Raw genomic sequence first — 14,175 nt, 5'->3', positions numbered from 1 at the left:
CGCATAAAACTCCCAGAATTGACTGGGAGTTAACTAGTTTCTATTCTATTTATGTATATTTCTACTGTCGTACCTTTTGAGGGAATAGAATCAATCTTCATTTGGTAATCTTCTCCAAAATGAAGTTTGAGCCGCTGTTCAACATTTTGAAGACCAACTCCCCCACGTTTGAGTTGACTTTGACTACTATCGCTAGCATCTTGGAAACCAACCCCATCATCCTCAATGCGGATGACTAGTCCTGTCTCCTGTTTCTGGACAGAAACTCTAATATGTCCCTGACCTTCCTTCTCCTTGATACCATGGTAAAGGGCATTCTCTACAAGGGGTTGTAGGACCAGCTTAGGCAAGACTAGCTTATCAAAGGCTGGATTTTCAGCAATCTCGTATTCCAGCTTATCTCCATAGCGTTGTTTCTGGATAAAGAGATACTGGCGGACATGATTGATTTCATCAGACAGGCAAATCAAATCCTTGCCTTGATTGAGCGCCAAGCGGAAATAGGTTGCCAAGGACTTGGTCACCTGAACCACTCTCTGACTATCCTGAAATTCAGCCATCCAGATGATAGTGTCCAAGGTGTTATAGAGGAAATGCGGATTAATCTGGCTTGATAAAGCTTGAAGTTCATACTGACGTGTCCTTTCTTCTTGCCTGCGAACATCTGCCATGAGCTGACCAATCTGATCCAACATAGCATTGAACTGGCGAGTCACCTCTCTCAGTTCATAAGCACCCGCTTCCTTGGCACGAAGATTCTGATTACCAGAAGCAATCTCCAGCATGGTTTCTCTCAAGTCATTCAGAGGAGCAATCCAGCGTTTAAGACTAAGCCACACCAAGCAGAGACAGGCAAGAAGAGAGGTGACACTGGCTCCAAGCAAGGTCCACATGAGTTGACTCCGAACCTGGTCTAACTTCTCCAGCGAAGACACACCAAGCACCGTCCAATCAGTTCCTGCTATCTTTTCCTGACTGACGTAGGATTTGTAATCTGGAGTATAGCCCTGCCCTGTCTCAATATAGGGTTTCATGGCCTCCATTTCGCTAGACGAACTATAAACTGTGTGTTGAGGATGATAAACAAATTCATGCTTTTCATTGATGATAAAGGCAAAACCCTGCTGACCCAACTGAAGTTGATTGAGATAGGCTTCCAGAGTTTCATAAGAAATATCCAAACGAATCACACCCAGATTGGCTCCCTTTACATCAACAAGTTCTTGAGTGACAGAAATGACCCATTGACTGTCCGATTTACGAGCTGGTGTCAAAACGGGCATGGCTCCCTGATGAATGGCCTTTTGATACCAATCCTCAGCCATCATATCTGAGGAGGTTTTCATTTGCACACTATCATCTGTAGAAATGACCTGACCGGATTTGGTCACCAGCACAACAGTTTTCAAGTCCTGATCTGACTTTAAGATGGTCAAAAACAGATTTCGGATTCCCTTAATCTTGTCTTGACTAGAATTCTCAGCATAGGCTAGAACATCCGTCTGCTGGGTCAAACTGGTCGAGGTGCTTTCTAATTTTTTGATATAAGACTGAATAAAGTGGCTAGTCTGGCTTATAGTCGTTTGGCTATTGCCTTCAATGGTAGCCTCAATGGCTGAAGAACTAGATTGATAGTAGAAAGTCCCAACTAGAGCTAGGAGAATGAGAAAGACCAGAAAGATGGAAATAACCATTCTGACTAGGAGAGAAGAACGCTTCATCGACCTTACCCCTTCTTAAACTGACGAGGTGTCACACCTGCAATCTGTTTAAAACGTTGGGTAAAATAGTTCATATCTTCAAAACCAACCTTTTCGGCTATCTCATAAATCTTCAGATCTGTAGTCAAAAGCAAGAGTTTGGCTTGTTTGACACGTTCTCTCACCAGATAATCCTGAAAAGGCAGTCCCAACTCTTTCTTAATCAAAGAACTCAGATAAGTCGGACTAAAGCCCAAGTCACTGGCCAAAGACTTTAAACTAAACTGGCTATCAGCCAGATGGGACTGGATTTTCTGGGCCATGTTTCCTTCAAACTTATCGGTCAATAGATCTTGTAACTGCTCTTCTTTCTCTTCCTTATCCAACTTTTGCTTGATTTTCCCCAACATTTCTTCGATATCCTGACGAGAAAAGGGTTTAAGCAGGTAGTCGTCCACACCTAGTTTGACAGCAGACAAGGCATAATCAAAATCATCGTAGCCTGTTAAAAAGACCAAATGAACCTGAGGATAGGTTTCTCGGACCAGACTGGCTAACTGGATTCCATTTAGCTGAGGCATGTTGATATCGGTTAAAATGATATCTGGCACCTGCTTTTGTATCAATTCCCAAGCCTGTCTTCCATTTTCAGCTTGACCGATGATTTCCATATCGTAGGCTGCTACATTGACCAGTTTAGTCAAGCCTTGTCTTACCAGATATTCATCTTCTACGATTAAGATTGTATAGGTCATGGTCTGCTCCTTTGTCACTTACTAGTATCAGTATAGCAAAATTCTCCTCTAACTGCTTAGGAAAGCCCTCTTAATCAACATAATCTAGTAAATAAGCGTAGCCTTTTTCTTCCATTTGGTCTTTGGGAATAAATCGAATAGAGAGACTATTGATACAGTAGCGCAAGCCACCCTTGTCCTGTGGTCCATCCGTAAAGACATGGCCAAGGTGAGAATCTCCAACTCGGCTCCGCACTTCCATGCGTGTCATATTGTAAGACTTATCTTCCTTGTAGGTGGCGACATCTGGACTAATGGGTTGGGTGAAACTAGGCCAGCCACAACCAGACTCAAACTTATCCTTTGATGAAAAGAGGGGTTCACCAGTTGCCACATCCACATAGATACCAGATTCAAATTTATCCCAGTATCGATTTGAGAAAGCTCGTTCTGTTTGGTTTTTCTGGGTGACTGCATACTCCTCAGGTGACAGGGTCTTTTTCAATTCTTCATCACTTGGTTTTGGATATTTGCTGGCATCTATGACGGGATAGGCCGCCTGATTAACATTGATATGGCAGTAGCCATTTGGATTTTTCTTGAGATAGTCTTGGTGGTAATCCTCTGCCACTACAAAATTCTTCAAAGCCTCCTTTTCAACTGCTAGAGGTTGATCGTATTTCTTAGCTACCTCATCAAAGACTTGGTTGATTACCTCTAAATCCTTGTCATCTGTGTAATAAACGCCGGTACGGTACTGGGTTCCCACATCATTTCCTTGTTTATTTTTGCTGGTTGGATTGATAATGCGGAAATAATGAAGCAGGATTTCCTTGAGAGAAATTTGATTGGCATCATAAGTAACATGGACAGTTTCCGCATGTCCTGTTTGGTTAATCAACTCGTACTTGGTTGTTTCCCCTCTACCATTTGCATAGCCTGATACGGCATCTGTCACCCCGGGAACGCGTGAGAAGTATTCCTCCACTCCCCAGAAACATCCCCCAGCTAGATAAATTTCGTGCAAGTCTGCATCTTTACTAACTTCTGTTTTTTTCACTGTTTTTCCTCCTTGGCTAACTGATGCTTTCTCAATTTGCGAGCTATCTGTCTGCCCTGCATTTCGCATCAATAGAAAATAGAAACCGGTTATGGCTAGGAAAAAAATCCCTGCCAAGACAAACAATTTTACTTTATCATTCATGACCTTTCTCTACCCCATTTCTTTCAATGTCTTTAAAATCATATCCTTATCCATAAAGCCTGGTTGTGTTTTGACCAGCTTGCCTTCCTTGTCTATAAAGGCTTGAGTTGGGTAAGAACGGACACCATAGCTTTCTAAAAGTTTGCCTGACGGGTCAATTAGAACTGGAAAATTTTTATAATCCAAACCCTTGTACCAGTTCTTAAAGTCTGCTTCAGCTTGTTCCCCCTTGTGTCCAGGAGACACCACTGTCAAGACCACATAATCATCACCAGCATCCTTAGCAATCTCATCCGTATCTGGAAGACTAGCTAGACAGATGGAACACCAAGAAGCCCAGAATTTGAGATAGACTTTCTTACCCTTATAATCAGACAAGCGGTAGGTCTTGCCATCTACTCCCGTCAGTTCAAAATCAGCAACCGCCTGACCTTTAGTCGCAGTTTGCGCACTGACTTGTTCTGTTTTTGTTTGCTCCTTCATAGTAGATTCGTCTGACATATTTTTAGCCGAACAGGCTGCTAAACAACAGATTGAGCCTACTCCAAGGAGACATGTTTGCCATTTTTTCATTTCTTCTTCCTCTCTATTCAAATAATGTAGTCAAAATGGAAGCATTTCCTAAAAGAACCAAAATTCCCATCACGATAATGAGGAAACCACCCACTTTTTTGAGGATTCCTAGATAAGGATGGAGTTTTCGGAAATGTTTCAAAACATAGCTGGAGGCTAGAGCTAGAACCAAAAATGGTAGTGCCAAACCTAGCGTGTAAACCAACATGAGAGCAGCCCCCTGCCAAACACCTGAACCACCTGAAGCCGCCAAGGCCAAAACAGAACCAAGAACTGGCCCTACACAAGGCATCCAAGCAAAACTAAAGGTCAAGCCCAGTAAAAATGCCTGACTATAGCCCTTACCCTTTTGCCCCTGTCTCTTTAATTGTAGTCTTCTTTCCTTGTAGAGTCCCTGAAAATGTAAGATTTCCATCTGGTGCAAGCCCAAGAGAATGATAACCGCACCCGTCACATACTGAAACCAAGAGGCATACAACAAGTCTCCTAAAAAGCCAGCTCCATAACCCAGTAGGATAAAGATAAAGGAAATCCCCGCTATGAAAGCTAGAGTTCTCAATAAACTAACAATTGAGATTGAAAATTTGCCGCTAGAAGCCTGACCGCCATCTTTATCATCCAACAAGACCCCTGCATAGACCGGTAACAAGGGTAAAATACAAGGAGAAAAGAAGGAAAGAATTCCAGCAAGAAAAACACTGATAAAAAAGATAATCGTATCCATTACCTCCCTCCATTCTTTGATTTGATAGGACTATTATAGCCCCAACACTCCAGAAAAAACAGGGATAATGATAGGGAAAAATAGGAATTTAATCAGGTTATATTTCAAAAAAATAAAAAGAAGCATGAAGACAAAAGGTAAGCTATCTTATCCCCAATGAAAATCAAAGAGCAAACTAGGAAGCTAGCCGCAGGTTACTCAAAATACAGCTTTGAGATTGCAGATAAAACTGACGAAGTCAGCTCAAAACATACGGCAAGGTGAAGCTGACGTGGTTTGAAGAGATTTTCGAAGAGTATTACTGTTGCATAGCTCACATCTAGCATAACTAAAAACAGATTCTTCCATCTATCACGGAAAAATCTGTCATTGACTTACTGATTTAGAAAAATTCCAATCACAGCTTGCAAACCTTATCTTTGCTAGTTTCTCTGTATTTTTTAATTCCAAGAATGCCATCTGGTGATGGTCTTACAACAGCGCCTCAAACTCAGCGACAGTCATGCCCAGCTGCTCACTCGCAACCTCTGAAGTCAGAAGACCTTGGCGAACCATATCTAAGAAAGCAAAGACTCTTCCTTCAACCTTCCCACGTTCAAGTCCCTCTGCTCGTCCTCGTTCAAGACCACGTTCTAAGCCTTTTTCTTCAGCTTGTTCCAAGGCATAGTCCTGTGCTAACAAGGCTTGTTCTTCGCGTCTGCGTTGTTCACTAAACATTTTCCTGTCCTCCTCGGACCAGCTCTTGTAATCCAGCAGTTGGTCTGCTTGGCTGATGGCTCGCTCGGGTTGTTGGGTAAAGGGCTTATTGCCAAAAAACTCCAACCACGGCTTGCGAACCTTGTCCTTGCTGGTTTCTCTGTACTTTTTTAGTTCCAAGAATGCCATCTTGACCAAATGGTTTTCTTGTCCATTATTGGTTATGGTTAAAACCTCTCCTGTCGTGTCCTCTCGCATGCTAAAGCTATGAAAAGCTAAATCATCTGAGAAGTAATTGCTATCCACAATAGCGATAGCGTATACTGGGGCAATATGTTTGTAGCTCTGGTGGGTATTGCCTTCTTGCTGACGAATTTTTTCTAGGTTTTGATTGACCTGACTGCACAAGTAAGCCCACAGGCGATTGATGAAAAAATTCTGATGATGCACCTGAATCTCAATGATTACTTGAGTTCCATTATCTAGTTCAGTTAAAACATCTATACTGGTATAGAAATCCTGGGCCGAGTACGGCAGGGAAGGCAAGACATGAATATTGCTTCCCTCCAAAATCGTCACATTTTTGGCTGGTAAGTCCAGCATATCACGGATAAATTGACAAGTGATTTCTGGATTACTAAAGATTTTCTTAGCAACCAAGTCATTTGTTGGGCTAATGCCCGGATGTCTTAGAATCATCCTTTTCCTCCTTTTATTATATCACAGTTTTAAATCTAGGTTTACTAGATTCACTGCTACTATCTATTTATTCGGAAAAAAATGGATAAATGAAATAGAAAATAATAAACTAAGATAGCGGATAAACGCTAAATTATCAGTAAAATTTTAAACTTATCTGTCTTTCCTACTTATCTGATAATAAATTAGGTCCGCCAGATAGCCTTTTCTCTCTACACCATTGACAATTGTTTTTAAATAGGACATTCCAGCCTTCTCCATGACACGACCTGAAGCTGGATTGAGACTAGCATATCGTGCTCTAACATTTTGAAAACCTGCTTGAGTAAAACAAAAGTACAAAACAGCTTTCAAGGCCTCTGTCATAATCCCACGTCCCCAGTAAGCCTTGCCTAGAATATAGCCAATTTCACAACTTGAATCTTCCTCGTGTATTTCAACAATGCTGATATCTCCAATCACTTGCTCTGGATTTTCTTTGAGACAAATAGCCCATTTGTAATAGTTGGGATTATCATAGGAAACAACCCAATTTCGGATCGAATTTCGAGTCACTTCGACATCAGGATGGGGGTTCCAAGTGACATAGGTCAGATTCTCAGCAGACGAAGACCAATTTTGAAACATGGCCTCTGCATCACTCTCCACAAATCTTCTTAAAATCAAACGTTCTGTTTGTAATATTTGCGTACCGATTGCTTTCATGATACTACCTCACTTTCTGATAGATGATTCTATATCCAATCTCAATTGAAACTTGTTTTGATTTTGAATATCAAGGTAATAAGCTAAAAAGGTCCACCGGACCTTCTCTCACTTTCTTATTTCAAGGTGAGAGGCTGAAAACCTCCACTGGCCCTTCCTCGTTTTCCTATTTTTAGACTCAGGGTAAAAAGACTAAATTCAGTAACAGCTAGAAAACGAGTTTTTTATCTAATCCCTTGACGCAGTCGCTGTCTGGTTTGAAATGCGCTCTAGCAAGCTTTTTCAAACCTAGTCATCGTTGCGGGGGTGAGACAAGGAAAATCAAACTCTGCGAGTTACCGGACCTTCCTCGCTTACCTGTTTCCATGCTCGGGGTAAAAACCTCCACTGGAGGTTTTTCTTGCTTTTTAATTTCAGGGCAAGAAGCTAAAAAGGTCCACTGGACCTTCTCTCACTTTCTTATTTCAAGGTGAGAGGCTGAAAATCTCCACCGGAGATTTTCACTCCCAAAAGTCATCAAATACGGTGATTGGTAGGTGGCGTTTGTGTTGGCCTTTGTGCCACCAGTTTTCGATAGTTGTTTGGGCTTCTGGGTTGATTGTTTTGCCTTCTAGGTAGTCGTCAATCTCTTCATAAGTGACTCCGAGGGCTACTTCGTCAGCTAGGCCTGGTTTGTCTTCTTCGAGGTCTGCTGTTGGGATTTTTTCATAAAGGGCTGGGTCTGCGCCAAGTTCCTGCAAGAGTTGTTTTCCTTGACGTTTATTAAGGCGGTAAAGAGGGAGAATATCCGCACCCCCGTCACCAAACTTGGTAAAGAAACCTGTGATATTTTCCGCAGCGTGGTCTGTTCCAATGACCGCTCCGCTATGTGCACCAGCAAGGGCATATTGAGCAATCATACGACAACGAGCCTTGATATTACCCTTGTTGAAGTCTGAAACAGGACTATCTGTCGCTTCAACTGCTGCCGTCATAGCATCTGCCGATTCCTTAATATTAACTACCAAGCTGACATCTGGCTGGATGAAGGCTAGGGCTTTTTGAGCGTCTGCTTCATCAGCTTGCACTCCATAAGGCAGGCGGACAGCAATAAATTTGTAACTATCGTCGCCCGTCTCTGCTCGCAGTTCTTCCATAGCTAATTGGGCCAATCGACCTGCTAAGGTTGAGTCTTGTCCCCCAGAAATCCCTAGTACAAAGGTTTTTAGAAAGGGATGTTTTTTCAGGTATCTTTTTAAGAAATCAATAGAACGACGGATTTCTCCCTGGGCATCAATGACTGGTTTCACGCCAAGTTCTTGGATAATCGTTTCTTGCAAGCTCATTCTTCTTCTCCTTCACCGAGGGCTTCCTTGCGCATCTTGTCAATCAAGTCCATCTTATCTTGCCATACATCACGCGCCAAATCCACTGGATAATGCTGCGGATTGAGCACACGCTTGTACTCATCCCAAAGCTTGTCAAATTCCTTACGAGCATAATCCTGAATCTCAGTCAGGCTAGGCAGGTTGTAAATCAATTTTCCGTCTTTGAAGATATCCACCAAGAGAGGAACGGCATCAAAATTACGAACGGTCTTCTTGATGTAGGTATAGGTCGGATGGAACATCTTGATTTCTGTCATGTCGCTCACATCCACACCGTCATAAGTGATGTAGTCGCCTTCTGACTTGCCTTTTTCACGACTGGTAATGCGCCACACCTGCTTCTTACCTGGTGTAGACACTTTTTCAGCATTATTTGACAGCTTAATCGTATTGCGCATGTTCCCATTTTCATCTTCAATTGCAACAATCTTATAAACTGCCCCAAGAGCTGGCTGATCATAGGCTGTAATCAGCTTGGTTCCCACACCCCAGACATCAATCTTGGCCTTTTGCATCTTGAGGTTGAGAATGGTATTTTCGTCCAAATCATTTGAAGCATAAATCTTAGCCTCTGTAAATCCAGCCTCGTCCAGTTGCTGACGGACTTTCTTAGAAATGTAGGCAATATCCCCAGAGTCAATTCGCACACCCATAAAGTTAATCTGGTCACCTAGCTCACGCGCCACCTGAATGGCAGCTGGAACTCCGATGCGAAGGGTGTCATAGGTATCCACAAGAAAGACGCAATTTTTGTGGGTCGCAGCATAAGCCTTGAAAGCTTCATAGTCGTTACCATAAACCTGCACCAAGGAATGGGCATGGGTACCCAAAACAGGAATGTCAAAGAGCTTACCCGCACGCACGTTGCTAGTTCCATTAGCGCCACCAATCACCGCTGCGCGTGTTCCCCAGATGGCCGCATCCATCTCTTGCGCCCGACGTGTCCCAAACTCCATCAATGGTTCATCCTCAATGACTGAACGAATACGAGCTGCCTTCGTCGCCACCAAGGTCTGGTAGTTGACGATGTTCAAAAGAGCTGTTTCTACCAATTGACATTGGGCTAGAGGTCCTTCCACCTGCACAATCGGTTCATTGGCAAAAACCAAATCCCCTTCTTGGGCAGAACGAACGGTCAACTCCAACTTGAAATTGCGGAGATAGTCTAAGAATGCCCCATGATAGCCTAGCGACTCCAAATAGGCAATATCACTATCTGAAAAACGCAGGTCTTCAAGATAACTCACAATTCTTTCCAAACCTGCAAAAACCGCATAGCCATTATTGAACGGTTGCTGACGGAAATAGACCTCAAAAACCGCCTTTTTATTGTGAATCCCTTGGTCAAAGTAAACCTGCATCATGTTAATCTGGTACAAGTCCGTGTGCAATGTTAAACTATCATCTGGATACATACTTTTCCTACTTCCTTAGCTAGAAACCAATGAAAAATTTCAAGAACTTTCATGTGTTCCAATAAATCAGTACTATTATATCACATTTTGGCTGGATTGAGAAAAGAGTAACAAGCTATTCACCACCCTCCAGTTCATCCATGTCTTGTTCAAACTTTTTCTGGGCCCATTCGCCATAGCTCTTAAGACCAAGATTGCCAATAAAGACCCAGGGAAGGTAAATGACATAAGTAATTGCCCAAGCAGATAGGTATTTAACGTTCAAAGGATTGTGCTGATAAATTTCTATGTTGAATTGATAATTCTGCAGCATCAAAAGAGCCGTAATAGCCAAGGTTAGGAAAAAACAACCCAAAATTGTAAAATGAAAACGACTATAGTAGTTCACACCCAAATCTCGAGCACGGCCGAAAAAGTAAAAAGTTCCAATAATGATAATGATGAGAATCATTCTCGGATTAAAAAGACTTGGTGCTAATACTGCAATCATATAAGATAAAAGCAAGAAAGCTATAGAGATATAGAAACTTTCAACCCCCGCTTTATTGATCAGTTGTTCTTCTCTTTCGTCTAGTAATTGATAATAAAAAATCTATTTTTCATCTTCTTCCTCCCAAAATAATTGATCCAAAGTTTTGCCTAAGCATCTGCAAATGGACTGGCAGAGGGAAAGACTGGGATTGTATTTCCCCGCTTCTATCAAACCAATAGTCTGGCGCGTCACCCCGACAGCATCTGCTAGTTGACCTTGAGTTAAATCAAGCTCTACCCGAGCTAATTTTAATTTTAAATTTTTAGCCACCTGCGTCCTCCTTTTAATTTAAAAAAGTTGCGCCTCTTTTTAACAACATTATATCATATATCTAACCTAATGCAATATATAAATGTCATTTTGTAAAATTTTATTAACAAAAAACTCTCTACCATAAAAAATAGAGAGTGTTAAGTTTAAATATAGGGTTTCAAAATATCGACGACATCACTTCTTTTCTTAACCTGATAAAACTTGATTCCCAATTTCTCAGCTACGATTGCATTGTCTTCAATATCGTCTAGAAAGACACAATTTGTAGAATTTAACTGGTATTTATCGAGAATCCCCTTCATACTTATGTCAAGAACTCCTCTCTGCCTTATACTTTCATATTCACCTTACAAATCCTTTTGGTAATAATATCTTTGCCCAATGTAGGGATAGTCTTGTAACCTAAAGACTTCCTTGTAGCCATGCATTTTATAAAAATCTGGAGCTTGAAACTGGTAGGTATTGACAAAAGCAAAACGACAGTTTCGATTCTTAGCTTCAGTTTCTGCTTGCTGCAATAGTTTTGAACCGATTCCTTGCCCTCTCAGTTCCTCTTTTACAAACAAATATTCGATTTCCAACCAATTTCCAAAAGTCTCTGCTATCAAACCTGCCAGGAGATTGCCCTTTTCATCTTCGACATAAAGATTAAGTGGCTCACTTTCAGATTCTTCTCTTTTTGAACGGTTATAAACACGAATCAGATTCCCTATTTCTTGTGATTTATGGGATTCTTTATTTTCCAATCTAAAGTACATCTAAACCTCCTCGAAAACTGATACAGCTTGATTATAGTCTTATTTCAATAGACTGTCAAACTAGCAAAAACCCACCAACCGGAGTTGATGAGTTTCAAATACATCCCCTCTTGGAGATGCTTGTTTGATTAGTTGTGAAGGTATATTTTTAACAATTTATATTTCCATATTATTCATCATAGAATATTGATATTGAACTCTTTCTTGCATTGCTACTACTAGCAAATGGAACTTATATACTAGATTCTAATCAACTCATTTTTACACTGATGAATACCTTTAAACTACTTTCATCTAATTTGGAAACCTTTCAAACGATTTAGTTTTCATTCCATATGTCTCTGCGTTCATTGGTAACATATAAAACTTGATTATGTTTTACAGCTTTCCTCCATATGAAGAATCCAAAAGCTGGAGCGGCTAATGTTATCCAAAAATAAACCAAGATATACTGTAAAATAGTTTTCTTTACTAATCCCCAGAATGTTCCATAACGAACTAGACCATCCAAGAAATTCTGTATAATTCCCCCTTGATAATTCCAATAAGAATAGTGCCAAAACACAAAAGATAACCAGGTTAAGACAACAGCAATTAGAAAACCAAAAATCCCTAAAGGAGGAACCCAAAACATTATCCAAAAAAGAAATACCAAGAAACTACATAATGTTTTTCTAATTACATATTGTTTACGATAGTCTTCTCTTAAATGATCCCTTACAGATTGTAAAAAATTACCAAATTTTTCTTTAGTGGCTCCTGCAGATGGTGGGGTTACATATTCTTTCTTAAAATTATCTGACATATACTTTCTTTCCTCTTTCTATTATATATAACAATTCTCCAAGACTTCATTAGGTATCATCTCTATTATCTCTATATTATTCTCAAATAGATACATCGCTACCTTACGTAAAATTTTCTCATTTTGGTTTCTAACCCAGCGTCCGTTACTGAAATCATTGCTTCTTTCAAAATTATTTTTCAGAAGTTTTTGATATGCTTCTACATCTACTTTATAACCTTTACTTACTAGATCATTTAGACCAATCTGATACAATTGCCCAATAGAATAATCTTCAAAATGAAATACATTTGGAATACGACTCCGCAATCCTTCATTCATTTCTAAGAATTTTTCCATATCCTTTGTATAACCTGCAAAAATTAAGACAATATCCTCTCGATGATCTTCCATGAATTTCAAGATTTCATCAATAGCTTCTGATCCAAAATCTTTTTCTCCACCTTTTGCAAGTGTATAGGCCTCATCAATAAAGAGTACTCCACCTAGTGCAGATTCTAATACTTTTCTTGTTTTGATAGCAGTATGACCTATATGCTGACCGACTAAATCACTTCTGGATGTTTCTACATACTTATCTGTTGGAATGATATTATTTTCATAAAGTAGTTTACCCATCAATCTAGCAACTGTAGTTTTACCAGTACCAGGATTTCCTAAAAACAATGAATGCAAAGTTACTCCAGATGTATTAAAGCCCTTATCTTTTCGGGATTTATTCATATTAGTAATAGCAATAAATTCTTGAACTTCATTTTTGACACTATCAAGTCCAATCATATCCTGTAACTTTTCAAACGTTGTTTTCTCACCGAAACGACGAATAGATACTTCATCATTTACTAAGGTATATTGATTATTTTCATCTAAGATAACATCTGTATAATCTTCATTAGTTTTTACTCTCAGTAATTCACCTACTTGGAATTTAACATTTCGTTCCAGTTTTATATCTGGGTTTGTTTTCATTCCTACAATTATTTTATTTAATCGTAGGTTAGAATGACTGTCAGAGTATACATTAATCTTATTATGATTTCCTCCTAAAACCATTAAGATATTTCCAGTAACAGATGAATGATCTTCAAAATCTCCAAGTTCTACCAATCCCAGATGATCTTCAATATGTACTGTGGACTTCACTGTTTTAATAGAATGCATCATTACAAACCCTACAGATAAGGAACTTTCTTTTAGAAAACAAGCATTTACATACTCCTCATCATTATCTAGAAAAACTCTCGTATCCAGTAAGGTCAAGCTTGATTGTGTACACTCAATTGTAGAGCGCTTATTTTCAAAACTACCTGCAAATAAAATAGAACTTTTAATGCTTCCTTCTGATTTTGTTCCTAAGAATATTCCATTGTTATCCGAAACTTCTAACTCAATATTTGATAATTCAAATCTTGAGTTATCAAATACTGTTTGAACATAGATACTCGTATCTTGAATTAGAACTGTAGAATTATCAAAATATATGCGCTGACGTTTATCTGGTTGAAAAGAACGAACTACAGAATTTTTAATCGTAACGGTTGAATCTTTAGAATAACAGATCGGGTAAATTTCACCTTCAGTCTGATTTGATTCTAAAATAACGGTATCTAATAGTACAGATGATCCTGGTTTTATGTTCAAACAATTATATTTTTCTTCTTTGACATTTAAAGCTAGATTTTTAAATGTCACATTTACACCATCAATAGCAAACAAACCATCCAATGCAGGTAAAATGAGTTGCTCCTCTTCAATAACATTTCCAATAAATGATAAATTTTTATCAATTAGGATTGATCCAAATTCTACTCTAAAATTTTCTTGGATTTCAATTGTATCTCCATCACTTGCAGCCGCAATTGCAGCGTCAAAATCCCAAGTTGTTCTTTTAGAAAATAAAGAAGAATTATCTTTACCAACTAAAAAATAAGCCATTATTATTCTCCTTAAATGTGATATATCTAAAATATATTTTATCTATCATGTATGA

Annotated in this window: 14 protein-coding genes and 1 pseudogene; all 15 read right to left on the bottom strand. The window is 39.5% G+C overall.

Going from position 1 to position 14,175, the window contains the following annotated elements; genetic code table 11:
- Nucleotides 1–29 precede the first annotated feature (29 nt).
- The 15 genes and pseudogenes from FQT24_RS00540 to FQT24_RS00475 all read right to left on the bottom strand — a co-directional run bounded on the left by FQT24_RS00540 (nt 30) and on the right by FQT24_RS00475 (nt 14,120).
- Nucleotides 30–1,721 (bottom strand): cache domain-containing sensor histidine kinase, encoded by a 1,692-nt coding sequence (locus FQT24_RS00540; protein WP_143951863.1) that lies wholly within the window; start codon nt 1,719–1,721, stop codon nt 30–32.
- Nucleotides 1,722–1,726: 5 nt separating this feature from the next.
- The gene (locus FQT24_RS00535; protein WP_143951862.1) at nt 1,727–2,455 is read right to left on the bottom strand and encodes a response regulator transcription factor; all 729 of its coding nucleotides are present in this window, start codon (nt 2,453–2,455) and stop codon (nt 1,727–1,729) included.
- 70 nt (nt 2,456–2,525) lie between these two features.
- Entirely contained in the window at nt 2,526–3,638 is a 1,113-nt protein-coding gene (gene msrB, locus FQT24_RS00530) for a peptide-methionine (R)-S-oxide reductase MsrB (RefSeq protein ID WP_143951861.1), read from the bottom strand.
- 9 nt (nt 3,639–3,647) lie between these two features.
- On the bottom strand, nt 3,648–4,211 hold the full coding sequence (locus tag FQT24_RS00525; RefSeq protein WP_115904158.1) for a redoxin family protein: 564 nt from the start codon (nt 4,209–4,211) through the stop codon (nt 3,648–3,650).
- A gap of 13 nt (nt 4,212–4,224) precedes the next feature.
- Nucleotides 4,225–4,935 (bottom strand): thiol-disulfide oxidoreductase-associated membrane protein CcdA2, encoded by a 711-nt coding sequence (gene ccdA2 / locus FQT24_RS00520; RefSeq protein ID WP_143951860.1) that lies wholly within the window; start codon nt 4,933–4,935, stop codon nt 4,225–4,227.
- Between the two features lie 471 nt (nt 4,936–5,406).
- Complete coding sequence (locus FQT24_RS00515; protein ID WP_143951859.1) at nt 5,407–6,330, bottom strand: Rpn family recombination-promoting nuclease/putative transposase; 924 nt, start codon at nt 6,328–6,330, stop codon at nt 5,407–5,409.
- A gap of 153 nt (nt 6,331–6,483) precedes the next feature.
- On the bottom strand, nt 6,484–7,035 hold the full coding sequence (locus tag FQT24_RS00510) for a GNAT family N-acetyltransferase (RefSeq protein ID WP_143951858.1): 552 nt from the start codon (nt 7,033–7,035) through the stop codon (nt 6,484–6,486).
- 500 nt (nt 7,036–7,535) lie between these two features.
- Nucleotides 7,536–8,360, bottom strand: a complete 825-nt coding sequence (nadE, locus tag FQT24_RS00505) for an ammonia-dependent NAD(+) synthetase (RefSeq protein ID WP_143951857.1) — start codon at nt 8,358–8,360, stop codon at nt 7,536–7,538.
- Entirely contained in the window at nt 8,357–9,817 is a 1,461-nt protein-coding gene (locus tag FQT24_RS00500) for a nicotinate phosphoribosyltransferase (protein WP_143951856.1), read from the bottom strand. The genes nadE and FQT24_RS00500 overlap by 4 nt, the downstream gene beginning before the upstream one ends.
- A 115-nt stretch (nt 9,818–9,932) precedes the next feature.
- A pseudogene (locus FQT24_RS00495) lies at nt 9,933–10,420 on the bottom strand (DUF6773 family protein).
- On the bottom strand, nt 10,410–10,619 hold the full coding sequence (locus FQT24_RS00490) for a helix-turn-helix transcriptional regulator (protein WP_001107497.1): 210 nt from the start codon (nt 10,617–10,619) through the stop codon (nt 10,410–10,412). Before FQT24_RS00490 ends, FQT24_RS00495 begins: the two are co-directional and overlap by 11 nt.
- Nucleotides 10,620–10,765: 146 nt before the next feature.
- Complete coding sequence (locus FQT24_RS10805; protein WP_024057805.1) at nt 10,766–10,924, bottom strand: HAD hydrolase, family IA, variant 3 protein; 159 nt, start codon at nt 10,922–10,924, stop codon at nt 10,766–10,768.
- 45 nt (nt 10,925–10,969) lie between these two features.
- Nucleotides 10,970–11,380, bottom strand: coding sequence for a GNAT family N-acetyltransferase (locus FQT24_RS00485; protein WP_143951853.1), 411 nt, complete (start codon nt 11,378–11,380; stop codon nt 10,970–10,972).
- 319 nt (nt 11,381–11,699) lie between these two features.
- Nucleotides 11,700–12,185, bottom strand: coding sequence for a hypothetical protein (locus FQT24_RS00480; protein ID WP_141230651.1), 486 nt, complete (start codon nt 12,183–12,185; stop codon nt 11,700–11,702).
- Nucleotides 12,186–12,206: 21 nt separating this feature from the next.
- A complete protein-coding gene (locus FQT24_RS00475; RefSeq protein WP_143951852.1) occupies nt 12,207–14,120 on the bottom strand; it encodes an AAA family ATPase in 1,914 nt (637 codons plus the stop codon).
- Nucleotides 14,121–14,175: the final 55 nt, after the last annotated feature.

Origin of the sequence: Streptococcus mitis (genome assembly GCF_901542415.1) — a bacterium.
Classification (GTDB): domain Bacteria; phylum Bacillota; class Bacilli; order Lactobacillales; family Streptococcaceae; genus Streptococcus; species Streptococcus mitis_BL.
This window is presented reverse-complemented; position numbering and strand designations above follow the sequence as displayed.

Coding starts and splice junctions, on each gene's coding strand:
- FQT24_RS00525 (WP_115904158.1), bottom strand. CDS start 4,211: ATGAAAAAATGGCAAACATGTCTCCTTGGAGTAGGCTCAATCTGTTGT.
- FQT24_RS10805 (WP_024057805.1), bottom strand. CDS start 10,924: ATGAAGGGGATTCTCGATAAATACCAGTTAAATTCTACAAATTGTGTC.
- FQT24_RS00500 (WP_143951856.1), bottom strand. CDS start 9,817: ATGTATCCAGATGATAGTTTAACATTGCACACGGACTTGTACCAGATT.
- ccdA2 (WP_143951860.1), bottom strand. CDS start 4,935: ATGGATACGATTATCTTTTTTATCAGTGTTTTTCTTGCTGGAATTCTT.
- FQT24_RS00515 (WP_143951859.1), bottom strand. CDS start 6,330: ATGATTCTAAGACATCCGGGCATTAGCCCAACAAATGACTTGGTTGCT.
- FQT24_RS00475 (WP_143951852.1), bottom strand. CDS start 14,120: ATGGCTTATTTTTTAGTTGGTAAAGATAATTCTTCTTTATTTTCTAAA.
- FQT24_RS00510 (WP_143951858.1), bottom strand. CDS start 7,035: ATGAAAGCAATCGGTACGCAAATATTACAAACAGAACGTTTGATTTTA.
- FQT24_RS00485 (WP_143951853.1), bottom strand. CDS start 11,380: ATGTACTTTAGATTGGAAAATAAAGAATCCCATAAATCACAAGAAATA.
- nadE (WP_143951857.1), bottom strand. CDS start 8,360: ATGAGCTTGCAAGAAACGATTATCCAAGAACTTGGCGTGAAACCAGTC.
- msrB (WP_143951861.1), bottom strand. CDS start 3,638: ATGAATGATAAAGTAAAATTGTTTGTCTTGGCAGGGATTTTTTTCCTA.
- FQT24_RS00480 (WP_141230651.1), bottom strand. CDS start 12,185: ATGTCAGATAATTTTAAGAAAGAATATGTAACCCCACCATCTGCAGGA.
- FQT24_RS00540 (WP_143951863.1), bottom strand. CDS start 1,721: ATGAAGCGTTCTTCTCTCCTAGTCAGAATGGTTATTTCCATCTTTCTG.
- FQT24_RS00535 (WP_143951862.1), bottom strand. CDS start 2,455: ATGACCTATACAATCTTAATCGTAGAAGATGAATATCTGGTAAGACAA.